Here is a 25,396-nt window from a genome sequence, read left to right as displayed (position 1 = left end):
AAAAATCATTTTTAAGCTTGCATCACAATCTAATTTTTGTAAAATGCGCCTCCGTTTTAGGTAACCACAACTTAAAACAAGCATAAAAAATTAAGCGGGAATAGCTCAGTGGTAGAGCACAACCTTGCCAAGGTTGGGGTCGCGAGTTCGAATCTCGTTTCCCGCTCCAAATTTTCAATCTTATGGTTAACCTTATGACTCTGTGCTGACACCATTTAGAATCCTAGATTTCAATCTTTAGTATGCATTGTGAAATATTATACTCCTATTTTGATTAGACCCATGCATTGATACATACAATTTATCAGAAGTGCATATTTATTGTTTTCTCTATGCTTTGGGGTGGTGCGTGGTTGGTTTAATATGGTGCTAAGGCTGATTTTATTATTGGATATATGTTTTTTTTTGCACCGTGGTTGGGCTCTGTTGTTGTTGTTTCTTTTAGGGCTTTAACTAATTTCAATGTAATGTGAATAATTATTCATATTTTATTGTCAACATGCTACTTCTAACTTATTAATTTAATCAAAGACGGCATAAAACATGCTATGTATTGTTTAGAGCCGCATCGGATCGCGCAACAACCTAATTACATTTTAGTCCACTCCAAAATAGTTACGAACAAAGAGATTTACATGACACATAAAACACATAATAAAGCTTTTAGCTACTCGGCTATTGCATTAGCAGTTTCTGTTAACCTTTTACCAAACGTTGCGGTTGCACAAGAAGAAGAGGCACAAATTGAAACCATTCAAATTACAGCAACCAGAAGAACGGGAACTGTACAGGATGCCCCTCTAAACATCACTGCGTTGACATCTGATACTTTATCAGAACAAAATATTTCAGATTTAGATGATGTTGCACGCTGGGTACCGGGCCTTACAGTGACTGATCAAGGTGGGCGCAGTGACTCACCTATTATTGTTCGCGGTCTTAATACTAACTCTTCCGGCCCCGGCTCAGATGGCGGAACGGTTGCTACTTATGTTGGTGAAATTCCTCTATTCATTAATTTAAGATTAAATGATGTTGATCGAGTTGAAGTCTTAATTGGACCACAAGGTACTTTATACGGTGCAGGTACATTAGGTGGTGCAATTCGTTATATTCCTAAACAAGTTGAGCTAGACATAACAGAAGGTCAAGTTTACGGTGATTTGTTCTCTCAGTCTGAAAGCGCTAGTTTAGGTGGTGAAGCTGGTTTTGTATTTAACACCCCGTTAATTGAAGATGAATTAGGTCTAAGAGTATCTCTTAATAAATACCACAACCCAGGCTTTATTGATTACAATTATGTAGTTAGAGAAAGTGGTGTGTCTTTACCTGATCCAGATTGGACAGATCAAACAGCAATTGAAGAAAACCTAAAGCAAGTTGAAGATGCTAATGGCGAAGACACGTTATCAGCTAAAGTTGCCCTTCGCTGGCAGCCAAACGATAAGTTTGATGCGACGTTATCTTACTACTATCAAAATCAAGAAGTTGAAGGCCGTTCAATAACACATTATGGTGCGCTGTCAGAAGACAACCCTCTTTCTGGACTTATTGGAAAGTATGAGTCAGCTTATCGTTATGAAGAGCCTAGAGAAAAAGAAGATTCGTTGCTTAGCCTAGAAATGAAAGTTGATTTAGGGTTTGCTGAGCTTGTTTCTGCGACGGGTAAATCACAATACAATGCTCTCGGGCAGCGAGATCAAACAGATTTGTTGATCCGCTTAGACTATAGTTATGAAGAATTTCCTGCTTTTTCGGCCTTTACACGAGAAGTTGATGATGTGGAGATCTTGACCCAAGAGCTTAGATTAGTATCAACCAGTGATTCTGCATTATCTTGGATTGTGGGCGGCTTTTATAACAAAGTTGAGAGCTTTGGGGAAAGTAGTGAGTTTACTCCGGGGTTTGATGAGTACGCGATAAATGTATGGGGAGTGGACGGTAATTTAAGACCTGATTCCCTTGAGTACTATTCCGTCGGTTATACAGATACAACAGAAAAGGCAATTTTTGGTGAGCTAAGTTACCAAATCACCGAAAAGTGGGACGTTACTGTTGGACTAAGAAAATACAACTATGATGTGACGTCATCTTCAGCGGTTGATTTGCCATTATTTTACACAGTGTTTGATGGAAGAGACTCTGACTCTTTAGAAATCGATTTATCGACCGAAACGGCTGGTGACTCTGGCGACTTGTTTAAATTCAATACCAGCTACCAGTTTTCAGATGATTTTATGGGTTACTTCACTGTTAGCGAAGGTTTTAGAATTGGTGGGTCAAATGGTGTTGCGGCATGTCCAGACAACATTGATGAAATAGCCACTCAGATCGTATGTGCCTTACCAAATGAGGTGCTTTATACGCCTGATACTACCACTAACTATGAGTTAGGGTTTAAAAGCACATGGTTAAAGAATCAGTTTCATTTTAATGCAGCTTTATTTAACGTTGATTGGGATAATGCCCAAGTATCGGGTGCAACAGTTAATGGACAACAACCAATTACATCTAACGCTGCAACCGCTAATTCTAAAGGGGTAGAAATTTCTAGCCGAGCCATACTCACTGATAATTTGTCGGCTTATGCTACGTATTCTTACACTGAAGCAAAATTAACGGACGACGCGCTATTCTTGTTTGATATCTTTGTTGATGATGATGGAAACGCAATCTTACCTATTCAAGATAATTACGACGGTAAAGATGGTGACAGATTGCCAGGCTCTCCAGAGCAACAGTTTTCTCTTGGTTTGAAGTACACCCAAGAAGTGTTTTCTGACAAATTGTTAGATATTACTTATGGTTTTACAGCACAAAGTGATGTGTTAACAAAAGTGGGGTCACGTGCTGACGGTGAGTCGCTTGCTGGCTATGGGTTAAGTAATATTAGTGCATCTATTTCGGATGATGATTGGGCAGTTACTTTGTATATTGACAATATGTTCAATAAATATGCGTATTCATCTACTCGAAGTAATGTATCTAGTATTGGCGAAGGTTTATATGAGGGAGTGGAGTATTACGTGAATGGTGACGGAGATTCGTCCGTATACTCTACTAATGGCACCGATTTATTACGAAGCTACGGTCATTATGTAATCAACCCACGTAAAGTAGGTATCAAGTTTACCTATAATTTCGAAATGTAAGTTTTAACAAAAACGTTAACTAAAAAGGGTACATCGTGTACCCTTTTTTAATTCCTTTAAAAGTACAAAATTCGATTTCTATGACTGAAAATACTATTCAAATCCTACACCATAATGCTCAAGTGGCGCTTAATCAAAGAGACTATGCAAAAGCCCATGGGTTGTGTGTAAAAATAATAGAGCAGCAGGCTGATCATGCCGATGCGTATTTTTTATTAGGAATGATCAACTTTGAAGTTGGCCAAATTAAGAAAGCAGTTAAGTTGATTGAAAAAGCCATCTCTTTTAGAGGCGTAGCCGAATATTTTGCGCATTTAGCTAAGTGTTATAGCCTGCTCGGTGATATGTCTGCGGTTGTTAAAGTGGTAGAGCATATTCCTGTATCAGTAATTTCAAACCCATTAACGTTAGACACCATAGGGGTATCTCTGAGTCACGTAGGAGACCATGCCAAAGCGCTACCTTATTTCGAAAAGTCTTTACGTACCGAAAAAAACAACCCTGTTTTCTATTACAACTTTGGAGTTTCGTTAAAGTTTGCAGGGCTATTTCAACAAGCGATTGAAGCGTTTGAAGCAGCAATAAAGTTAAACCCTAAGTATTACCAAGCACATTTTGCGCTGTCAGATATTGGAGGCATGACTCAAGAGTCAAATCATATCGCGCGATTAGAAAGTCTGATCGATGGTAACAACCATTCAGATGACCTACTTCACATAGGTCATGCGTTATCTAAAGAGTACGAGGCGATAGGGAGTTTTGATAAAAGTTTTCAAATTTTAGATCAGGTAAAGCGTCATAAAGTTGAATCTATTAATTATTCGTTTTCTGATGATAAAGCTTTGTTTGATTATTTAGCGTCTTTAGTAATTAACAGTAATGAAAGTAGCGGCAGTCCGTCTACACAGCCTATTTTTATTGTCGGTATGCCTCGTTCAGGTACCACCTTAGTGGAGCGTATTTTAAGCAACCATACTCAGGTTCACTCATGTGGAGAGCTTCAAGATTTTGGGGTGGCAGTTAAAGAGCTTACTCACACCAACTCAGCTAAAGTGCTTGATGTCGAAACCTTAAAAGCGGCACAACACTTAGATTTTAAAGCCTTAGGAGAGCGTTATTTAGAACGAACTCAAGCGGTATCAGGAGGAACAACTCACTTTATTGATAAACTACCATTTAATTTTTTCTATATTGACCTAATTCGTAAGGCGTTACCTAAAGCAAAAATAATTTGTCTTTTGCGTGACCCTATGGACACCTGTATCGGTAACTATCGACAATTATTTTCAATCAATAGCCCTTATTATCATTACGCGTACAATTTGAATACGATAGGTCTATTTTATACAGCGTTTTTTAAATTAGCCCATCAAAAAGCAAAAGAAAATAGCGACAATGTTATGCTATTGGATTATCAAGCGCTGGTGGCAGAGCCGAGAGAAAAGGTAGCTGAACTATTAGATTTTTGTGATCTTGAGTGGCAAGAGCAGTGCCTTCATGCTGAAACAAACACGGCTCCAGTTTCTACTGCTAGTAAAGTGCAAGTAAGAGAGCCCATTAATGCTAAATCTGTTGGTCGTTGGAAAAAGTTCCAACCACATACAGCTCCTTTAGAAACATTACTTCGAGAGAAGGGCGTACTTAAATCTTAACTGCATTAATTGCAGCATCTAGCGAGTGTAGTCGTTTGGTGTTGTATGTTTTTCATATATGCATAAGTTTTTAAGTCAACCGCTTCATCTTGTATTCGATCAGTCATGCATCTTTTGAAATCCTAATACTTGCCACTGTGTAAAATGATTGCTTTTGTTGTGATACAAACACATAATTAAACTGGTCTAACCAGAGGTGGCGTCATGACTAGTATTAATCCATTAAGACAATTTGTTGATCGAGTTAATCAATATCCAACTTGGTTGAGTTCAAAACTTATGACTTGGGTATTCAGGCATAAAGTTAAACTAGCAGGAACAACTGGGATTGAAGTGCTGCGCACCGATGGTAAATCGGCGACCTACCGGCAAAAAAATAAAACCAAAGCTCAAAACCATATTGGTAGTGTCCATGCAGCTGCAATGGCATTATTGGCAGAATCATGCACAGGATTTATTGTTGGAATTAATTTGCCCGGCGATAAACTTCCACTTATCAAAAGGATGGACTTACATTACGTCAAACGCGCCACGGGTGACATGACTGCTGTTTCGAGCCTTACCGATGAGCAAATTGAGTTAATGCAAAGTACCGATAAAGGCGAAGTAAATGTAAAAATTTCGGTGCTGGATGAAACAGGTATTGAACCGTTAATTTGTGAAATGATTTGGGCTTGGGTACCTAAGCGCTAATTCTGCGTATGGCTACTTTGAAAAATGTCATAAAAACTTCATTCTAAAGACGATTTTATTAGTTGACAGATTTCTGATTTAAATTATAAAACAATATACAAGGTTAAGTGTACAACCTTGGCTTTACCTTGTTTCTTTTAAACCAATAATTTAAATGATTTTGATAGGTGTTGCTATGACAAAACTTACCAGAGAATCTTTAGTCAGTCGATTATTCAACGATCCTAAAAACTATCCATATGGTTTTTCCCGTTCAGGTGATTTTTCAATAAATGAAAGTAAAGCTTTGTCCCAGTATGGGGTACTCATCGCCGCCTTAGTTGATGGTGAAATCTCACCATCAACACCTGAAGACGAAAACTTCTTAGCCGCCGCATTTGGCAAGCAAGACCCACAAAGTATTGCTGAAAAGGCTTGGGTTAAATATCAAAAGCGAATTAACCGTCCTAAAATGGGAAGTATCTATGGTTCTCACAAGGCCTCTATAGAGATTGACGGTGAGAGTACCGGTGAAGATGACGATATTTCTATAGAATTAGATGAAGAATAGGATGTCTTAACTCTTCATTCTGTATTTTGTGGTTTTTTATCCTAAAATTCAGGTTGTTTTATTTTTAATTGGTGGTTTCATCCTAATATTGTTGTATATAGGGATATGTGTCTCACTTTTATGGCTCTAACTGTTTATTCTTTCTAACTGCTCACGTATAGTGCCCGTCCTTATTTAATAACCTTCTTTAGGAGATTTCGTTATGGAAATGATGTCAGGCGCTGCAATGGTTGTGCGAGCGCTTAAAGACGCTGGAGTTAAACATGTATTTGGTTACCCTGGTGGTTCTGTACTCGATATTTACGATGCTTTATATGTTCAAGATGATGTTGAACATATACTAGTCAGGCATGAGCAAGCTGCTGCCCATATGGCAGACGGATATGCTAGAGCTACAGGTGAAACTGGAACTGTTTTAGTAACTTCTGGTCCGGGTGCAACCAATACCATTACAGGTATTGCAACTGCATATATGGACTCAATTCCACTAGTAGTGCTTTCAGGTCAAGTCCCTACTATGCATATTGGCGAAGACGCATTCCAAGAAACAGATATGATTGGTTGTTCTCGACCTATAGTGAAGCATAGCTTTTTAGTTAAACGAGCAGTGGATATTCCTGCGGCTATTGCAAAGGCTTATCATATTGCTAATACAGGGCGACCCGGCCCTGTAGTGGTTGATTTACCAAAAGACATTGTGAATCCACAAGAGTCACACCCTTACGAATTTCCAAGTACAGTAGAGTTACGTTCTTATAACCCTACACTGAAGGGGCATAATAAGCAGGTTAAGAAAGCAATTGAAGTGATAAAAGCCGCGAAACGCCCAGTTATGTATGTCGGTGGTGGAGCGGTAGCGTGTGAAGCATCTGATGCTGTCACTAAACTCGCTGAAACGTTAGGTTGCCCAGTCACATCTACTTTGATGGGGTTAGGTGCATTTTCAGGAGTTCATCAACAATCAGTTGGTATGTTAGGTATGCACGGTACTTTTGAAGCGAATAAAACAATGCATAATGCTGACTGTATTATTGCCTTAGGTGCGCGCTTTGATGACAGGGTAACAAATAATGTTGCTAAGTTTTGTCCGAATGCAACCATAGTACACGTTGATATTGACCCTACTTCAATTTCTAAAACAGTTGCTGCACATATTCCTGTGGTCGGCTCTATCGATAGAGTATTAGAGCAGTTTTTTGAAAAGCTTGAAGGCTTTGATACCCAAGCTCAAACAGAACGTTTAGCTGATTGGTGGCAAGAGATTAACCAATGGCGTGCTAAGAAATGCCTTGAATATAAAACAAGTGATACTGAGATAAAGCCTCAAGAAGTGGTGCAATCACTTTATAAGCATACAGGTGGCGATGCGTACATTACCTCTGATGTAGGTCAACATCAGATGTTTGCTGCACTTTACTATCCATTCGCTAAGCCCCGACGTTGGATAAATTCAGGCGGTGCTGGAACAATGGGGTTTGGTTTTCCAGCAGCGATGGGTGTACAAATGGCTCATCCTGAATCTGTGGTAGCTTGTGTTACAGGCGATGGTAGTATTCAAATGAATATTCAAGAGTTAGCGACCTGTTTACAATACAACATCCCAGTAAAAATTATTTCTATTAATAACCGTGCTTTAGGTATGGTTCGCCAATGGCAAGATATGATCTACAAAGGTCGTCATTCTCATTCTTATATGGATTCATTACCTGATTTTGTAAAACTGGCTGAAGCTTATGGTCATATCGGGATTAGAGTAGATAGACCAGAAGAGTTGGATGATGCAATGAAGCGCTGTTTTGCTGAAAAAGACAAATTAGTGTTTATGGACATTAGAGTAGACCAAAATGAACACGTTTATCCAATGCAAATTAAGTATGGTGCTATGGATGATATGCGTTTAAGTAAGACGGAGCGAACCTAATGAGAAGAATTTTATCGGTATTGATGGAAAACGAACCAGGTGCTTTGTCTCGATTGGTTGGTGTTTTTTCTCAACGAGGTTATAACGTTGATTCATTGAGTGTTGCACCAACTGATGATAAAAGTTTATCTAGGTTGACGATAGTCACAGAAGCTGATGACAAAGTAATTGAACAAATTACTAAACAAGTCAATAAGCTTATTGATGTATTAAAAGTGTCAGACTTGTCTGATGGCGTACATATTGAACGTGAACTTATGTTAATTAAAGTTGCCACTCGTAACGAGTCAGTGCGAGCTGAGATAAAGCGTAATGTAGACATATTTAGAGCTCAGGTTGTTGACGTAGATGCATACAACTACACAATTCAAATTACTGGAACCAGCGATAAGTTAGATGCATTTGCTCATACATTGGGGCAATGTACCGAAATTATAGAAGTATCTAGATCGGGTGTGTGTGGTTTAGCCAGAGGTGAAAAAGCACTTCGACCTTAGTTATTTTTGATAAGGCCTTTACATATTGACAGGTTGGGTTTTTGACAAGCAAACAGTGAGAGCTGTTTGCTTTTTTACATTAAATGAAATGTTAATGACTACCAAACTAGCTCTGCAAAGTGTTTTCTGCACATAGATTCATACCTGTCATTGCCACCTACCTCTACTTGTTCACCTTCTTTTACAGCATTGCCATTTTCATCAATTCTCACAACAAACGCTGCTTTTCGACCACAGTGACAAATGGTTTTCAACTCAATCAGTTTATCAGCCCAGGCTAGTAAATATTGGCTACCTTCAAAGGTTTCAGCTAGAAAGTCTGTTCTTAGGCCATAGGCTAAAACTGGGATATTCATATTGTCTACAACATAAATAAGGTGTTGAACTTGTTGTTTAGTTAAAAATTGTGCCTCATCGATAAAAAGGCAATCTATTGGCTTTTCTTGATTTAGAGTTTGAATTGTTTCTTTAATATTAGTTTGTGGCGTAAACAGGTTGGCGCTGGACTCTAAGCCAATTCTTGAGGCAACTTTACCTTTACCGAATCTATCATCTAGCGCGGCTGTGAATATCTCTGGGTGCATGCCTCTTTCAGTGTAGTTATAAGCTGATTGTAGCAACGACGTTGATTTACCAGCATTCATTGCTGAATAATAAAAATAAAGTTGGGCCATATGATGCTCTCTTCGGTAGGAACTGTTGTGTTATTTATGACTGAAATAAAGCGGAATGTGTACAGGCTAATAACAGGAAGTGCCTAATGTTACCCGTATGCAATTGATATTGTTACTGTTATTGCAAAACTTCAGTGTTATTTGGAGATTAATGTTTTTATTGTTGTTTTTTGCCAATTAGCTAAAACGTTATTTTTCATAGGCTTACCAAAATAGTAACCTTGCAAATAATCCACACCCATAGCCGATAGAGCCATAGCTTGCTCTTTAGTTTCAACACCTTCAGCTATGGTTTTACACCCTAACTCTCTAGCAATGAATAGGGTGGCTCTTATAATTGCTTCTCCTTTACCGCCAATATTATCTACAAAGGTTTTATCAATTTTTACAACGTTAACTGGAAAGCTTGTAGTTGCGATAGTGATGAATAACCCGTACCAAAATCATCAATTGAGACAGCAATATTTGGAGCGCGAATTTGTTCAAGCTGTTGCAGAATAAATGCCTGCTTTTCAACAAAGGTAGACTCAGTGACTTCTCAATGTAATCTGTCAGGAGGCAGCCCACTGCTTTGTAAACACTTGTCTAGAAGGTGTATAAATCCTTTATCCATGAGTTGAATGACTGAAACATTCACAGACACCGCTAAGTTTGAGGTTTCATGCCAATGAACAGCGTCCATGCAAGCGCGATTTAGTACCCAATCCCCAATCTCTTTTATTAAACCGGACTTTTCTGCCAAAGGAATAAAACATCGGATCCAATAATCTGTCCATGTAGGTCCCATCTTAATAAAGCTTCGTTAGCCCAACACCCATATCCTTGGGCATTTTGTATAGGTTGGTAGCATAAATATAATTATTTGTTTTCACCAGAGCTTTAGAAGTAGGTTAAAATACCTTGATACGCTATTGAGCACTATTTAAAGAGGTTAGGTTTGCAGCAAAAAAAAGTCGTTGCCCCAAAATTTGAGTTGTCTTTTTTAGGGCCTAGATATTGGCCTACTTGGGTTAGTGTCATTTTTTTGTATAGTATTTCTTGGCTACCTTATTCCATACAAAGACCAATTGGAAAGGTAATTGGGAAAATATTAAAAGTGGTTGCTAAAAAACGTTACTTAGTTGCAAAACGCAATATTGATTTGTGTTTTCAACACTTAAGTACTGAGCAGCGTGCTCAAATGCTTGAAGAAAACTTAGACAATGCAGGTATGGCGCTACTTGAAACGGGTATGGGCTGGTGGTGGCCAGATTGGCGCGTTAAGAATATGGTTGAGTATGAAGGGCTAGAATTGATCGAAGACATCCAAGCTAAAGGCAAAGGTGTACTTGGATACGCTATCCATAACATGAATATTGAATTTGGATGCCGATTGTTAGGTATTGAAAAGCCATCAGTAGTTTTCTACCGTAAACATAACAACCCTTTAATGGAATATATGCAATATCATGGAAGAAACCGAGCCAACAAATACATGATACACAAGCGCAATGTGAAAGGTCTAATACAGGCGTTAGACCAGAAAGAGCTCTGTTTGTATTTACCCGATCAAGATTATGGGCGCAAAAAATGTGAGTTCACGCCTTTTTTTGGTGTGCCTCAAACCGCAACTACAACGGGGTCTTTGTTATTTGCAAAGCAGGCAGACTGTGAAACTGTGTTCTTTGTTTCTCTAAAAACTAAAACTGGTTACAAAGTAAAAGTGTTGCCAGGACTGGAGAATTTCCCATCAGGTGACGATAAGTATGATGTCACCCGTATAAATGAGATGGTTGAAAAAATGATTTTATTAGCGCCAGAGCAATACTTATGGATGCATAAACGTTTTAAAACACGCCCCAGTAAAGATGACCCATCTTTATACGATTAAGAAAACGTAAGAGTTTGTGAGAGTCATGAGTAAAACTAAAAATGGTTCAAGTTCATTGTTTTGGGTTAAGCATCTAATGCTTGCCCTTAGTATTATAGTGATTGCCAGCATCGTACTGTATTTACAGCAGACTAACTTGAATACGGTTAGGCCTGAAGGTGATACTGGACGCAAGTCAATTGAAGAAAATATGAGTAACTTTTATGCGGATTACCGTTTGTCTTCACGCCACCCTAGAGAAGAAGGTTTGGGTGACTTTGTTATTGAGGTCAATACGTCTGAAACCCCGCTAAGTGAACGTCTAAAAAAAATGGAAAGCCTTCAAAAGCCTATTTCTGGGCGTTGGGTTGGTGAGCACAAACACCGCACTTTCAAGGTGGGAAGTACACTTAGAACTGCCATTACTAATTTTGCTCAGTCTGAAGGAATGCAGGTCATTTGGGAGTTAGATCGAGACTTTATTGTAAAACATCATTTTCAGTTAGATGATTCGATTTTGGGCAGTTTACAAATGATTGCCAATGCCATTGATACTGAGTTTGATGGTGAGGTAAAAACATACATGTGTCCCAAACAAAGATCTTTGGTTATTACTGCTCAATCCAGCGACTATTTGACCCGCCAATGTACCCAAGCTAGATAATTTAAAAGCAGTTAAGTAATAATACTTTGAAGATACTTATCCCAAATAGTATCTACATTTGTTTGGTGTGTAATGAGTTGTGGGTTTGCTTGAGCCCACTTTTCATTTTGTAACGCTAACCTATGCATTTTATTACGAAATGTTAAATAAGCTTGGGTCAGTAAAATTGTTTCTTGATTAGAGAGCAATTCAAACTTGGCTAAGTCCTCAAGTATCCTAATGTTGTCTGTTCTGTTCGCTAACGCTGGATATTTTTGGGTGTAGGCAAGTACCATAAACTGGGTAATAAATTCTATATCAGCTATGCCTCCTCTGTGTTGCTTTAAATCCAAATGCGTCGCGTCGCCTGTCATCAAGTGTTTACGCATTTTTTCACGCATTTCTACCACTTCAATGGCAAGGTCTATAAGCACTCTAGGTTTTGAAAGAGTATCAAAGCGAATTTTGTCATATTGGATTTTTAAGGATTTATCTCCAGATATAAAGCGAGCCCGGCATAAAGCTTGGTGCTCCCACGTCCAAGCATTGTCTATTTGGTAACTAGCAAAACCATCAATATGGCACACCAAAAGCCCTGCGTTTCCAGCTGGGCGTAACCGCATATCAACTTCATATAATAAGCCTAAGCCTGTTTTTATGGTCAGAATATGCATGATGCGCTGGGCTAATTTTATATAAAATTTAATAGACTCAGTTGGTTTATTTCCTGAGGTATCTTGGTTTCCGATGCAATTGTGTACAAACACTAAATCTAAATCTGAGCCATAACCAAGTTCCCAACCGCCTAATTTACCAAAGCCTATCACTGCAAACCCTTTATTCTGAATGCTCAGAGGGCCTTGATTTTCACAAATCGGAACACCAAATTTCGCTTCCATTTGTACCCAAGCTAAGTCTACCGCTTGATGTAAAATAGATTCAGCTAACTCCGTGAGATGATTGCTTACTTCTTTGATGGGGAGGACACCTGTAATGTCTGCTGCTGCAACCTTTAATTGTTGGCTTAGTTTAAATTGTCTGAGTGTCTCAAGTTGTTGCTCTAAATCTTCTGGCTCTACTCTTAATAATAGTGGCCTTAGCTGATCATGATATTCGTGAAGTGCTATCGGTTGGTATAGATCCGCAGGATTAATAAGCTCATCAAGCAACAAAGGAAACCTAGCTATTTGTGCTGTTACCCAGGGGCTAGCTGCACACAACTTAATGAGGTGCTTTAATGCCCCCAAGTTTTCGGATAACAATTGTAAGTATGCTGTACGCCCGAGTATTGATGTGAAAACAATCAACACCCGCTCTAACAATTGTTTTGGTGAGGTGTCTTCAGTTTTCGAAAGTATAAGGCTAATGACGGTGGGCATAAGCGTGTTTAATGTCTGTAGCCCCCTTTGTCCTACTCGTTTCTTTACTAAATTATGTTTAAAATCTATTAGTTGTTTATGTATAGATAAACCAAATTCAGTGGTTGAAAGCTGTGCGCCATTAGTCACGTCCCAATGAACCAATAAACGTTGGATTTCTTCGGCATTAAGCTCAAGTAACCACAAATCTTCAGCCGCTTGTTGGTGCTCGTCTATTTTGGTTGGTTCGGTTTGGCTGGTATCTCTTATCAATAAGGAAAACTGCCGATGGATTTGTTGACAATGCTGCTGAACTTGTTGCTGAAACTGTAAGTAGCTTTCAATATTCATGACCCAAATCAAACGTTTTTGGTCCTCGGTATTTGTGGGTAATAGTTGCGTTTGTTTGTCTGCAAATTGTTGTAAACAGTGTTCTACTTTTCGCAGCCACAAATAACTTTGCCTTAACTCTGCAGCGCTATCTTTAGGGAGAAGTGACTCCTGGGTTAAGGCTGTCAACGCTAATTGTAAACCTTGATCTTGCAAGCTAGATATTCGTCCGCCATTTATTAACTGCATACTTTGTACTACAAATTCAGCCTCACGAATTCCCCCCTCACCAAGTTTTATATTGTTACTAAGACCTCGCCTTCGTACTTCTTGCTCAATCATTGATTTCATACTTCGTAATGAATCAATTGCGCTGTAGTCTAGATATCGGCGATAGATAAAAGGTTTCAGAATAGTCCAAAGTTCTCGGCTGTAATTTGATTCTGAGTTGAGTATTCGAGCCTTAAGCATGGCATATCGTTCCCACTCGCGGCCTTGTTCTTGGTAGTAGTCTTCAAGGGCATCAAAATGCATCACTAAAGGTCCACTATCACCAAATGGTCTCAGCCTCATATCTACTCGATATACTTGCCCCTCAGCTGTGATTTGGTCTAACGCCTTGATTAGTTTCTGTGCAAGCTTAGTGAAGAACTGTTGGTGTTCAATTGATTTTTGTCCGCCCTGAGTGTTGCCTTGAGAAGGGTAGGTAAAAATAAGATCGATGTCAGACGAGAAGTTTAACTCTCGCCCACCTAACTTTCCCATACCTAATATAAGCATAGGTTGAGGGGTGTTGTTCCCCATAGGGGTGCCAAAACGGGCTTGTAAGGCGTTGTAAAACCAGTCATTGGCTTGCACTATAAGTTGTTGTGCGAGCTCAGATACCTGTTGTAACGAAACCTCAATGCTTTGCAGGTTTAACAAGTCATTCCAACAAATACACAGCATGTGAAAGTTGCGAAATTCACGCAAAGCTTTATGTAACCTAACTTCATCATGAGTGTCTTTTAATATTTCACACAGTACAGTTTGAAATTGGTTAATCTCAATCTGACCTTGCTGCTCAATTAAAAAGGTCTCAAGCCAATGTGGGTACTTCAGACAATACTTAGTAATGAAATCACTTAACGCAAAAGCGGTTTCTATAGCAGGCTTAAAGGCGTCAAGGTTAGAGTTGAAATTTTCTAAAGCACTAAATTCCAGCCACCTTTGTTGTGCTAATATCTTCAGTTCAGGAGGAAGGTTACAAGAGGTTTGGTTCATTGGGTAATAACCTCTTTACCAGGTAAAGAGTCTGTTTCAGATGTCCTTAAATTCTGAATAGGTGAGTTACACAACTGATTATTCACTAGTTTTATTTTATTTACTTTTTTTAGTTTTTTAATCCAAATTTCTGTTTTCAACGCATCTGAATGGGTTTGAGTTTTGCAGTAAAATTTTAAAGTTAACGGCCCTTTACCTTTTAACGCTTTAGCACATTTAGGGCCATTTGTTTGATGTTCATTGAAGCGACGCGCTAAGTCGGTGGATATACCGGTGTAATACTGCTTGAGCTTATTCTCAATTATATATACGTACCAAACTGCCACTGGGCACCTTCATCTAAAAAACGCTAAAGGTTAAGTGTACGTTGTCTTGAATTTAATTTGCATAAATATTCAGTGTGCAAATAGGTTTACAAACATTATGATAAGGGTCTACAAAACTTCAGCAAATTCCATGACGCCCTTAGTACCTAATACAACCTCTACTTATTCAACACTAGAAGAAGCCTTAAATGCGCTGACCCATGGTTTAGGGTTTCTTGCTGCATGTATTGGGTTGATCTTAATGCTACTTAAAGTCGATGGGGTAATGGCCCAGTTTGTATGTGTAACGTATGGTTTATCCATGATGTTAATGTTTTTATCTTCAACTATGTATCATTGGGCAAGTCGTCCTCCCCTTAAGGCTAGGTTAAAAATATTTGACCATGTGGCAATTTATTTTTTGATAGCGGGCACTTACACTCCATATACAGTTTTTGCTGTGGGTGGGAAAACAGGGCTGTTGGCAACGTGTTTAATTTGGGCGTTGGCTGCTATTGGCATTTACTGCAAATGTTTTGTGAGCAGCCGTTTTCCCAAATTGTCTTTGATTACCTACTTATTGATGGGGTGGCTGGCGGTATTTTTTACTTTTCCTTTGTACAACTCCTTACAAGCAGATGGGTTTTGGCTACTACTCGCTGGTGGTCTATGCTATACCTTTGGTGCGGTGTTTTATGCGGCTAAACAATTCCAGTTTACCCATGTTGTTTGGCATGTTTTTGTGATCGCAGGTTGCCTGTGTCACTTTTGGTCAATTTACCAATACGTCATTTAATCAGCTCATAATTATACATACCTGATTGTAATCAAGGATAACATTTCTGTTGGTATTTAATTGCTATGCCTTAGTGACATCGCTTAAGCTAACCGTTAACTATCTTTTCCTTATATCGGAATGAGTGATTTTTATTTATGTATGAAAGTTATTATGGCCTAGTGTCCAAACCGTTTCAGTTAACACCTGACCCAAGTTTCTTTTTTGGGAGTAAGTGGCATAAAAGAGCCATGTCATACCTTCAATATGGTTTATCGCAAGCTGAAGGGTTTATCGTCATTACCGGTGATATTGGGACAGGTAAAACGACTATCGCTAATAGTTTGTTAGACGACATGCAAGAAGACATTGTGGCTGCGCAAATTGTATCTCCGAAATTATCGCCAGATGAATTAGTCAAAATGGTAGCCAGCAAATTTAGCGTGCCTGTTAAAGGCAGTACCAAAACCGATATTTTAAATGATCTCGAATCATTTTTGATGGAGCTACACAAGCAGGGAAAACGGGCATTATTACTAGTAGACGAAGCGCAAAATTTACCATTAGAGACCATTGAAGAGTTACGTATGCTTTCTAATTTTCAAGCGGCAGGTAAACCTTTATTGCAAAGCTTTTTACTAGGTCAAGAAGAACTGCAGCCAATATTACGGGCACCTAACATGGAGCAGTTTAGGCAGCGAATTGTTGCCTCTTGCCATTTAGCGCCATTAACAGATACAGAATGCCAAGCTTATATTGAATATCGTATGCAACAGGCTGGCTGGAGTGGCGCGAATTTATTTTCAGCTGGGGCTTACGATCGAATTTACCAATTTACCCATGGTGTACCTCGTAAAATTAATACGCTCATGGACAGAATACTTTTGTATGGTTTTCTTGAAGAGTTAGAAACCTTGGATGAAAACGCGGTCGAAAACGTCATAAAAGAAGTGTCAGTAGAAATGTTTCAGCCAGAGAACCAAACTGTTTCTCCATCAAATGTCAAAAGCGCTTCTGGTATTCTTGATGCAACAACCGAAGATGGGCAAATTAAGGACGTTGATTATTATAAAACGATGTTAACTGAGCTAGTTGACGCATTAGATAATGCGCTGAGCCAGAAGTTAAAATTAACTCGTTACATAGACCGTTTATTACAGAAAAAATATAAAACTTACGTCAGAATGAAGTCTGATGATTAGTTTTTGGTAGCCATAGTCCATAAAATTGAATTAGTACACAAAATAGTTAAGCTTTTATGACAAAAGTCGATGAATAACTTTAACGAATGGGATAAGATATTATACGCAGGTATTTTTTATACTGCTTAAGCTCAAAGAACAGTGGTATTGATGTCTTTAATTTAAGTTAGGAGTGTTCTATGAAAAACTTAATTGGGGATAGACGAGGATCGTCAGATGGAGCTCCCAGTAATTTTGTTATCAAGGAACGACGAAAAGCTTATTACCATGGCAAGTATCATAGAAGAGAGTTAGTTCTTTTAGTTTGCATAACATGTGCGTTGATTTTTCTGTTGCAACAAAATGGTTAATGCCCATTTTGTATAGAAATAAAATAAAAAAACCGATTGCTAAAATTTAGTAATCGGTTTTTTTATTTTTAGTACCCTAGCAATTAGTGAGTGAGTCGAGATTGAATAAATTCGGCCAGTTTAGCACTCGCTTGAGGGTGAGCAGAGTTACCACTAAATAAACAAATTTTGATTTTACCTAGTGTCGGCAAGCTTTTATGTTTAATGATGTCTAGTTGCTCAGGGACACTACTTTTAGCAAGCGCAGTGATCCCAAGGCCTTGTTTTATCGCTGCCGTAATCCCCGTTAAGTCTGCATTGGTGTAGCTAATACGCCATTTTTGAGTTTGTTGTTTTAGTTTGTTTATGACTCGGCTTCTGTAAACACAGCCATCGGGAGCAAGTACTAAAGAAAGTGCGTCAGAATGAATACCCAATGTTTTATCCCCCACCCATACTAAATCATCGTGCAACAATATTTGGCCGTCAAAGGACTCGTTAGGGTCGACTAATGCCATGATTAAATCAAATGACTCCGAGGTATCCTTTGCTAACAAAGACTTACTCAATGCAGAAGTCACCTCAAGGGATACATCTGGGTATAGTTTTCCAAACTCACCAATAATATTAGGTAATAATGTTGTCGCAAACTCACTAGGAATACCTAATCGCAAGCGCCCTTTTATACCTGTGGGTTGAAACTGTTTAAATATGTTGTCGTTTAACGCCAACATGGTGCGTGCTTGTTGATACAAAGCTAAGCCATCTTGGTTAACAACTTGGCGTTGCCCTTGTTTTTGAAATAAGCGTTTTGTGAGCTGCTGCTCTAAACGTTTTATTTGCAAACTGATTGCTGGTTGAGAGCGACCCAACATTTCACCCGCTTTAGCATAACCTCCTAAATCTACAACAGTTACAAATGTACGTAAGTTATCTAAAGATAGTTGTCTCATGGCCAGCCCTTAATAAATAAGAGTTTCAAATGGTTTTGTGATAATACATTAAAAATATTAATGTATAGATTAAAACTTTCAATTTGTTGTGAATATTCTCAGTGCATATACTCGATTTAATCTTTTTACATTGGACATAAATTTACATGCCAAATAAAACAGTTTTACATGCAAAGCACTTAGCATCTGGTGCCAAGATGGTAGATTTTCATGGATGGGAAATGCCAATCAATTATGGTTCACAAATTGAAGAACATCACGCTGTAAGACAAAACTCAGGCATGTTTGATGTGTCTCATATGACAATCGTTGACGTAACTGGTAGCCAAGCTCAAGCATATTTACGTTTTTTGTTAGCCAACGATGTCGCTAAGCTACAAGACAAAGGCAAAGCATTATATAGCGGTATGTTAAACCAAGCTGGTGGCGTGGTAGATGACTTAATCGTTTACTATTTTGACGTGACCAATTATCGCCTAGTGGTTAACTCGGCTACCCGCGAAAAAGATATGGATTGGTTGCATGCTCAAGCAGCCGGCTTTGAGGTCACTATTACAGAGCGCCCAGAGTTTGCAATGATTGCTGTTCAAGGGCCACAAGCTAAAGAGAAAGCTGGCGAACTCTTTTCGGCAGCCCAAAAAGAAGCGGTTGCAGGCATGAAGCCATTTTACGGTGTGCAAGCTGAAGACTTATTTATTGCCACCACAGGATATACAGGCGAAGCAGGTTACGAAATCATGGTGCCAGTTGATGATGCCGCTGATTTCTGGCAGAAACTGTTAGATGCCGGTGTAGTGCCTTGTGGGTTAGGAGCGAGAGATACTTTGCGACTAGAAGCGGGCATGAACTTATACGGTCAAGATATGGACGAAACTATATCGCCACTTGCTGCCAATATGGCGTGGACAATCACTTGGGAGCCAAGTGATAGAGACTTTGTTGGCCGTAGTGCGCTTGAGCAACAAAAAGCCCAAGGTACTGAAAAACTAGTGGGCTTAGTGATGACCGACAAAGGCGTATTACGAACCGGCCAGAATGTAAAAGTAGCTGGTGGTGAAGGTATTATCACCTCGGGTAGTTTCTCACCAACATTAGGTCATAGCATTGCTATGGCCAGAGTGTCTGCAAGTGTTACTGATACCGCAGAAGTTGAAATCCGTAAAAAGTGGGTGACAGTGAAAGTGGTCAAACCCAGCTTCGTCAGAAATGGTAAAAGTGTCTTATAACTGTCATTAATAACAAGCAAAATATTTATAAAATCAAATAAAAATTAGGAACTAAGATGAGCAATATCCCAACAGATTTACGTTACGCAAGCACCCACGAATGGGTTCGTCCAGACGGCGATGGTGTGTTTACTGTAGGTATTAGTGACCACGCACAGTCATTACTAGGTGATATGGTATTTGTTGAATTACCAGATGTTGGCTCAGAAGTAGGTTCTGGAGACGATGTTGCCGTTGCTGAGTCTGTCAAAGCAGCCTCTGATGTATATGCGCCAATTAGTGGTGAAGTGGTAGCTGTTAACGAAGAATTAGAAGACTCACCAGAGCTTGTAAACTCTGATGCCTACGGCGATGGTTGGTTGTTTAAAATCAAAGCTGAAGACCCAGAAGAAGCGAATGCCTTGCTAGATGCCGAAGCATACGAAGGCAACATCGAAGAATAGTCATTTGGTTTCTGTTTGGGTGCGTATTTTAGCGCACCTAATACTGCTGTTCTGTTTTAAACGTTTTTAGTCCTGAGGCCAGAGTAGTTCACATACTTTGGTCACCTGCTTTTATTAGGAATTATTAGTTAGCCATGTCTGTCAATCACTCTCTATCTCAACTTGAACAAACCCAAGATTTTGTCCGTCGTCACATAGGCCCAAGTGACACAGAAATGGCCGCTATGTTGTCTGACATCGGTGCCACATCACTAGATGACCTAATGCAACAAACTGTGCCTGAAGGCATACGTTTACCAGAATCTTTAAAAGTAGGAGAGGCCGAAACAGAAGCCAACGCATTAGCCTATTTAAAAGATGTAGCTAGCAAAAACAAAGTAATGCGCTCGTTTATTGGTATGGGTTACTACGACACCCTAACCCCCAACGTTATTTTGCGAAATGTGCTTGAAAATCCAGGTTGGTACACCGCTTACACGCCGTACCAACCAGAGATAGCCCAGGGTCGATTAGAAGCCCTACTAAACTTTCAACAAGTGACCATTGACCTCACAGGTATGGAGCTTGCCTCTGCATCATTATTAGATGAAGCCACAGCCGCTGCCGAAGCTATGGGTTTAGCCAAGCGTATGTCTAAAAATCGCAAAGCCAACAGCTTTTTTGTGGCCGACGATGTACATCCACAAACAATAGACGTGGTGCAAACCCGTGCCGATATGTTTGGTTTTGATATTATTATTGGCCCAGCAAGCGCTGCCAGCGAGCACAATATATTTGGTGCCTTACTGCAATATCCAGGAACATCAGGTGCCATTAACGATATTTCAGAGATAATCGCCGCTGTTCAAAGCAATAAAGGCATAGTTGCCGTTGCTGCCGACTTATTAAGCTTAACCTTATTGACGCCGCCGGGTGAACTCGGGGCAGATGTCGTGTTAGGAAGTGCCCAGCGTTTTGGTGTACCTATGGGATATGGTGGGCCACACGCAGCATTTTTTGCTACTCGCGATAGTTACAAGCGTTCATTACCCGGGCGTATTATTGGTGTGTCTAAAGACACCCGTGGTCGCCCAGCTCTGCGTATGGCATTGCAAACTCGTGAGCAACATATTCGCCGCGAAAAAGCCAACTCAAACATATGTACAGCCCAAGTATTACTCGCCAATATGGCGTCGTTTTATGCGGTATATCATGGCCCTGAAGGCCTTAAAACCATCGCATCTCGCGTACACAGATTCGCAGATATTCTAGCAGCTGGCCTACAAAAATCGGGGTTTGAGTTAGTAAATAACACTTGGTTTGATACCCTAAGCGTGAAAGTAAGCGCTAACAAAGATAAAATTGTGGCGGCAGCCTTAGCCAGTAACTTAAACCTACGCACCGACATTGAAGGCGCGTTAGCTATTAGCTTAGACGAAACCACTAGCCGTGATGACTTACAAGCTTTGTATCAAGCTTTTGTAGGGGCCAATGTAGAGTTAGACATTGATGCTTTTGACAAAGATATTGTTGAAAATGATAGCCAATCTATCCCAGCAAACTTACAAAGAACAACTGAGTTTATGACGCACCCGGTGTTCAATAGCTATCACAGCGAAACCGAAATGCTGCGCTATATCAAATCATTAGAAGACAAAGATTTAGCCTTAAATCACTCTATGATTTCACTTGGCTCTTGCACCATGAAGCTAAACGCCACCGCCGAAATGATACCTGTTACTTGGCCTGAGTTTGGTCAGTTACACCCGTTTGCACCTATTGAGCAAGCGCAAGGTTACAAACAAATGATGGACGAGCTAAGCGAATGGTTAATTGATATTACAGGCTACGATGCGCTATCAATGCAACCCAACTCAGGGGCACAAGGTGAATACGCGGGCCTTATCACCATCCAGAAGTATCACGAAAGCCGCGGCGAAGGGCACCGTAATATTTGTTTAATTCCAAGCTCTGCCCATGGTACCAACCCTGCTTCGGCACAAATGGTTAGCATGAAAGTGGTCGTAGTAAACTGCGATAAAGACGGCAATGTGGATTTGGCCGACCTTAGAGCAAAAGCTGAAGAAGTCGCCGATAACCTATCTTGTGCCATGATCACTTACCCGTCTACCCACGGTGTATACGAAGAAACCATCAAAGAAATGTGCGACATAGTGCACGAGTTTGGTGGCCAAGTGTACATGGACGGTGCCAACATGAACGCCCAAGTAGGGGTAACATCGCCAGGCTTTATTGGCTCAGATGTATCGCACCTTAACCTACACAAAACCTTTTGTATTCCACACGGTGGTGGCGGCCCAGGTATGGGGCCAATAGGTGTAAAAGCGCATTTAGCGCCATTTTTACCTAACCACAAAATCATCGGTGTAGAAAACGTAGGTGACGGCCAAGTGCGCGAGCACGGTGCGGTATCGGCTGCGCCATGGGGTAGTGCATCTATTTTACCTATTAGCTATATGTACATTAAAATGATGGGCAGCGCAGGCCTTAAAAAAGCCACCGAAGTCGCTATGTTAAATGCCAATTATGTTGCTGAAAAACTGTCAGCTCATTATCCAGTGTTATACCGAGGCCGCAATAACCGCGTGGCTCACGAATGTATTATCGATTTACGCCCACTTAAAGAAGCCAGTGGTGTAACCGAAATGGACGTAGCCAAACGCTTAAACGACTACGGCTTTCATGCACCGACTATGAGTTTCCCAGTAGCAGGTACGTTGATGATTGAGCCTACCGAGTCAGAAGCAAAAGCTGAGCTAGATAGGTTTATCGAAGCTATGGTGAATATCCGCTACGAAATCGCTAAAGTAGAAAGCGGCGAGTGGAACGCAACCGACAACCCATTACATAATGCCCCGCATACCTTAGATGACATCTGCGATAGCGAGTGGACCCGCAGTTACGACAGGCAACTTGCCGCATACCCGGTTGAATCAGTGAAGCGTAATAAATTCTGGCCAAGTGTGAATCGTATAGATGATGTATACGGAGACAGGAATTTATTTTGTGAATGCCCGAGTATTGAGAGTTATCAAGATTAGGGATTTTTAAAAAATTAAAAAAGGCGAGCATTTAGCTCGCCTTTTTTATGCCTGCGCCATAGGGCATAAGCTTCGCTTACAAGGCATGCACTTTGTGCACAGGGTATGTGCTGCGCGCACTGAGATTATTCACTTCGTTCACCGCAATCCATTGCGGTTTTCAAGCAGCATCCTTGCTGTTCGAGATACTTCTTTTCAACAGCCAAAAGAAGTATCCAAGAAAGGCCGCGCTCCAACCAAGTTCCTTTTCCATGAAGTTATTGGCTTTGATGTCGAAGCGGCAATAAGCCGCTCCCTGCTATAAAGGATTGCCTTGTCCGAACGTCCTTGTTCGGACATTCGACAAGCCAATAAATTGATGGGGAATTTGGAGTCGCGGTAAAATCAAAAGCATGGCTGCGTCTACTTAAGGAGTTGCTTTACAAATAATTATTATGGATGTCCTGATAATGTAGTTATCATGAGTGTCGACGTAAGAATTCTTAGGGATAGGAAATTGAGGATGTAACTGATGAAAAGTGACCTAAACATTTATGAAATAGATGGACATAAAGATATATTGCATTTTGAATCCAGTCGACTGGAGGAGTATATTGCATTCTTTAATAATCACCCTAATGAATATGCTGTTAGCTTAAAAGTATCTTTAGGGTACGAGTTAGATAATATTGATTTTATTTCAGAGCTAAAAGGAGTGACGCATCTATCGTTGAGGTTATACGATGTGAATTACAGCTCAGTCTATCGCCTAACAGGATTAGAATCACTGTCTTTTGGGGAGTTATCACACCCATTAGATGTAAGTAAACTTTCTAATGTAACGTCATTGTCTGGTGAATGGTCGAATAAGCTAAAAAATTTACATGGTGCAGTTAATCTGAAAAACTTATCACTCTGGAAATACAAACCAAAGTCAAAAGACTTGTCAGAGCTAATGTTAATGGAGCAATTGGAGTCTTTGCAATTGGTTCAAGGTAATGTTTCTGCCTTAACTCATATTGAAAAACTCCTCTCTTTAAAAAAATTGGATTTGCATTATTTAAGAAATTTACATGATGTATCAAGTATTTCAAATACCAAACTCCAGCAGTTAACTATAGATCACTGCTCAAAGGTATCTGACTTTGGGTCTATTGGTGATATTGCCACTTTGAATAAGTTGAAACTAGGTAAAGTCGCATCTATTCCTAACTTGAATTTTATTCACAATATGAAGCAATTAAGCTGGTTTAGTTTTTGTGGGGCAGATTTAGTTGATGGGCAGTTAGCCATGGCTCTTGAACACCCAAAACTTGAGCAATTAATTTTTCACGACAAAAAGCATTACTCCCACAAATATGACGATTTTAAGAGCTTGTTGAACTCAAAACCACATTAAAATTTGTGTTTCCTTAGAGTGTGTTCCGGTTTTATTCGCTTAATATGTTTTTCTATTGGTTATGCTGGATGATTTATCCGCAACAGTCACTCATCTGGCTCTAGTCCTTGGCCTGTGAAGGCCAATTTTCCACGTACAAGGTACACCACAAAAACGTCTGTTCCCCATGTAATCCACCGTTAACACTACTAACAGGACAGTCATGAGAATTACAGAGTCGCGGGTAAGTCAAAAGCATGGCTGCGCCATAGGGCATAAGCTTCGCTTACTAGGCATGCACTTTGTGCACAGGGTATGTACTGCGCACACTGAGATTATTCTCTTCGTTCACCTGCATCCATGCAGTTTATGACTCACATCCGTGAGAGCCAGTGACTCTTTCTTATGAACTACATCCATGTATTTCACCCTTCGGGCCAGCTAAAGCTGTTCTATTTTTATCCAGTAAAAATTTGGTCAACAGCCAAGAAAGAGTAACCAGAAAGAGGCTGCGCTCTAGCCAAATTCCTTTTCCATAAATTTATTGGCTTTGATGTCGAAGCGGCAATAAGCCGCTCCCTGCTATAAGAGATTGCCTTGTCCGAACGTCCTTGTTCGGACATTCGACAAGCCAATAAATTGATGGGGAATTTGGAGTCGCGGTAAAATCAAGAGCATGACTGCGTCTACTTAAGGAGTTGCTTCATCACAAACAAGACACCCATTGTAACAAATCAAAAAATAGTCATTTAAGTCAAAGCACTAGAGAGGTCGGATGGGCATTTTTGCGATTGAAAACCAGTGTTACTTGCGTGAAGCTATAGATTAATTATCGGGGATGTTCATGTAAGCCAGAAGACCTATATAGAAGCTCGTGAACCACAGAGTTCATAGAGCATTTCGCTCACAGAGACATGCCAACTCATTACTAATAGGAGAGTCATGATAATTACAGAGTCGCGGGTAAATCAAAAGCATAACTGCGTCGACTCAGGGTGTTGATATGCAAATAATTATTATGGATGTCCTGATAATGTCCACCTTGTCCGAACGTCCTTGTTTGGACATTCGACAAGCCAATAAATTGATGGGGAATTTGGCGTCGCGGTATAATTTAAAGCATGGCTGCGCCATAGGGCATAAGCTTCGCTTACATGGCATGCACTTTGTGCACAGGGTATGT

The 25,396-nt window shown here is 39.9% G+C and carries 18 protein-coding genes, 1 tRNA gene and 1 pseudogene; 15 read left to right on the top strand and 5 right to left on the bottom strand.

Translation table 11 applies throughout. From position 1 onward, the window contains the following. Positions 1-94: 94 nt before the first annotated feature. From ABJD71_RS13895 to ilvN, 7 genes are all read left to right on the top strand, one after another. Positions 95-169 (top strand) — tRNA-Gly (locus ABJD71_RS13895). A 466-nt stretch (positions 170-635) separates the two neighbouring features. Next, on the top strand, positions 636-3,152 hold the full coding sequence (locus ABJD71_RS13890) for a TonB-dependent receptor (RefSeq protein ID WP_348170443.1): 2,517 nt from the start codon (positions 636-638) through the stop codon (positions 3,150-3,152). 35 nt (positions 3,153-3,187) lie between these two features. Continuing rightward, on the top strand, positions 3,188-4,804 hold the full coding sequence (locus ABJD71_RS13885; RefSeq protein WP_348170440.1) for a sulfotransferase: 1,617 nt from the start codon (positions 3,188-3,190) through the stop codon (positions 4,802-4,804). Between the two features lie 204 nt (positions 4,805-5,008). Further along, entirely contained in the window at positions 5,009-5,497 is a 489-nt protein-coding gene (locus ABJD71_RS13880; RefSeq protein ID WP_348170437.1) for a DUF4442 domain-containing protein, read from the top strand. Positions 5,498-5,672: 175 nt separating this feature from the next. Then, the gene (locus tag ABJD71_RS13875) at positions 5,673-6,047 is read left to right on the top strand and encodes a DUF413 domain-containing protein (RefSeq protein ID WP_348170434.1); all 375 of its coding nucleotides are present in this window, start codon (positions 5,673-5,675) and stop codon (positions 6,045-6,047) included. 202 nt (positions 6,048-6,249) lie between these two features. After that, positions 6,250-7,968: an acetolactate synthase 3 large subunit gene (locus ABJD71_RS13870; protein WP_348170431.1), complete on the top strand. Its 1,719-nt coding sequence runs from the start codon at positions 6,250-6,252 to the stop codon at positions 7,966-7,968. Beyond that, a complete protein-coding gene (gene ilvN, locus ABJD71_RS13865) occupies positions 7,968-8,465 on the top strand; it encodes an acetolactate synthase small subunit (protein WP_348170428.1) in 498 nt (165 codons plus the stop codon). The genes ABJD71_RS13870 and ilvN overlap by 1 nt, the downstream gene beginning before the upstream one ends. Before the next feature lie 98 nt (positions 8,466-8,563). Here the strand turns inward: ilvN and ABJD71_RS13860 are convergent, their stop codons facing one another. Both ABJD71_RS13860 and ABJD71_RS13855 read right to left on the bottom strand, forming a co-directional pair. Beyond that, the gene (locus ABJD71_RS13860) at positions 8,564-9,139 is read right to left on the bottom strand and encodes a thymidine kinase (protein WP_348170425.1); all 576 of its coding nucleotides are present in this window, start codon (positions 9,137-9,139) and stop codon (positions 8,564-8,566) included. A gap of 137 nt (positions 9,140-9,276) precedes the next feature. Further along, positions 9,277-10,003, bottom strand: a pseudogene (locus ABJD71_RS13855) (EAL domain-containing protein); the annotation flags it as partial. A 73-nt stretch (positions 10,004-10,076) separates the two neighbouring features. Here ABJD71_RS13855 and lpxL point away from each other — a divergent pair. Both lpxL and ABJD71_RS13845 read left to right on the top strand, forming a co-directional pair. Continuing rightward, positions 10,077-11,009 carry an LpxL/LpxP family Kdo(2)-lipid IV(A) lauroyl/palmitoleoyl acyltransferase gene (lpxL, locus tag ABJD71_RS13850; RefSeq protein ID WP_348170422.1) on the top strand — a complete coding sequence of 311 codons (933 nt, stop codon included), beginning with the start codon at positions 10,077-10,079 and terminating at the stop codon, positions 11,007-11,009. A 25-nt stretch (positions 11,010-11,034) separates the two neighbouring features. Next, a complete protein-coding gene (locus ABJD71_RS13845; protein ID WP_348170419.1) occupies positions 11,035-11,652 on the top strand; it encodes a toxin co-regulated pilus biosynthesis Q family protein in 618 nt (205 codons plus the stop codon). An 11-nt stretch (positions 11,653-11,663) separates the two neighbouring features. On the opposite strand, the gene glnE is transcribed toward ABJD71_RS13845, so the two are convergent. Further along, a complete protein-coding gene (gene glnE, locus ABJD71_RS13840) occupies positions 11,664-14,582 on the bottom strand; it encodes a bifunctional [glutamate--ammonia ligase]-adenylyl-L-tyrosine phosphorylase/[glutamate--ammonia-ligase] adenylyltransferase (protein WP_348170416.1) in 2,919 nt (972 codons plus the stop codon). Further along, complete coding sequence (locus ABJD71_RS13835) at positions 14,579-14,908, bottom strand: GIY-YIG nuclease family protein (protein ID WP_348170413.1); 330 nt, start codon at positions 14,906-14,908, stop codon at positions 14,579-14,581. Before ABJD71_RS13835 ends, glnE begins: the two co-directional genes overlap by 4 nt. A gap of 130 nt (positions 14,909-15,038) precedes the next feature. Here ABJD71_RS13835 and ABJD71_RS13830 point away from each other — a divergent pair, with 130 nt between their 5' ends. Both ABJD71_RS13830 and ABJD71_RS13825 read left to right on the top strand, forming a co-directional pair. Next, entirely contained in the window at positions 15,039-15,683 is a 645-nt protein-coding gene (locus ABJD71_RS13830; protein ID WP_348170410.1) for a hemolysin III family protein, read from the top strand. 137 nt (positions 15,684-15,820) lie between these two features. Further along, positions 15,821-16,864, top strand: a complete 1,044-nt coding sequence (locus ABJD71_RS13825) for an XrtA/PEP-CTERM system-associated ATPase (RefSeq protein ID WP_348170407.1) — start codon at positions 15,821-15,823, stop codon at positions 16,862-16,864. Positions 16,865-17,297: 433 nt separating this feature from the next. Here ABJD71_RS13825 and ABJD71_RS13820 read toward each other — a convergent pair whose 3' ends face one another. Continuing rightward, entirely contained in the window at positions 17,298-18,146 is an 849-nt protein-coding gene (locus tag ABJD71_RS13820) for a LysR family transcriptional regulator (RefSeq protein WP_348170404.1), read from the bottom strand. A gap of 146 nt (positions 18,147-18,292) precedes the next feature. Between ABJD71_RS13820 and gcvT the strand changes: the two genes are divergently transcribed. The 4 genes from gcvT to ABJD71_RS13800 all read left to right on the top strand — a co-directional run bounded on the left by gcvT (position 18,293) and on the right by ABJD71_RS13800 (position 24,234). Then, entirely contained in the window at positions 18,293-19,372 is a 1,080-nt protein-coding gene (gcvT, locus tag ABJD71_RS13815) for a glycine cleavage system aminomethyltransferase GcvT (protein WP_348170401.1), read from the top strand. A 56-nt stretch (positions 19,373-19,428) separates the two neighbouring features. Then, positions 19,429-19,815 (top strand): glycine cleavage system protein GcvH, encoded by a 387-nt coding sequence (gcvH, locus tag ABJD71_RS13810; protein WP_348170398.1) that lies wholly within the window; start codon positions 19,429-19,431, stop codon positions 19,813-19,815. 134 nt (positions 19,816-19,949) lie between these two features. Next, entirely contained in the window at positions 19,950-22,856 is a 2,907-nt protein-coding gene (gcvP, locus tag ABJD71_RS13805) for an aminomethyl-transferring glycine dehydrogenase (RefSeq protein ID WP_348170395.1), read from the top strand. Between the two features lie 511 nt (positions 22,857-23,367). After that, on the top strand, positions 23,368-24,234 hold the full coding sequence (locus tag ABJD71_RS13800) for a hypothetical protein (protein ID WP_348170393.1): 867 nt from the start codon (positions 23,368-23,370) through the stop codon (positions 24,232-24,234). Positions 24,235-25,396 lie beyond the last annotated feature (1,162 nt).

It is taken from the genome of Paraglaciecola sp., from assembly GCF_039943935.1.
Taxonomy (GTDB): domain Bacteria; phylum Pseudomonadota; class Gammaproteobacteria; order Enterobacterales; family Alteromonadaceae; genus Paraglaciecola.
Note: the sequence above shows the minus strand (reverse complement) of the source record. Positions and strands in the feature narration are given on the sequence as shown.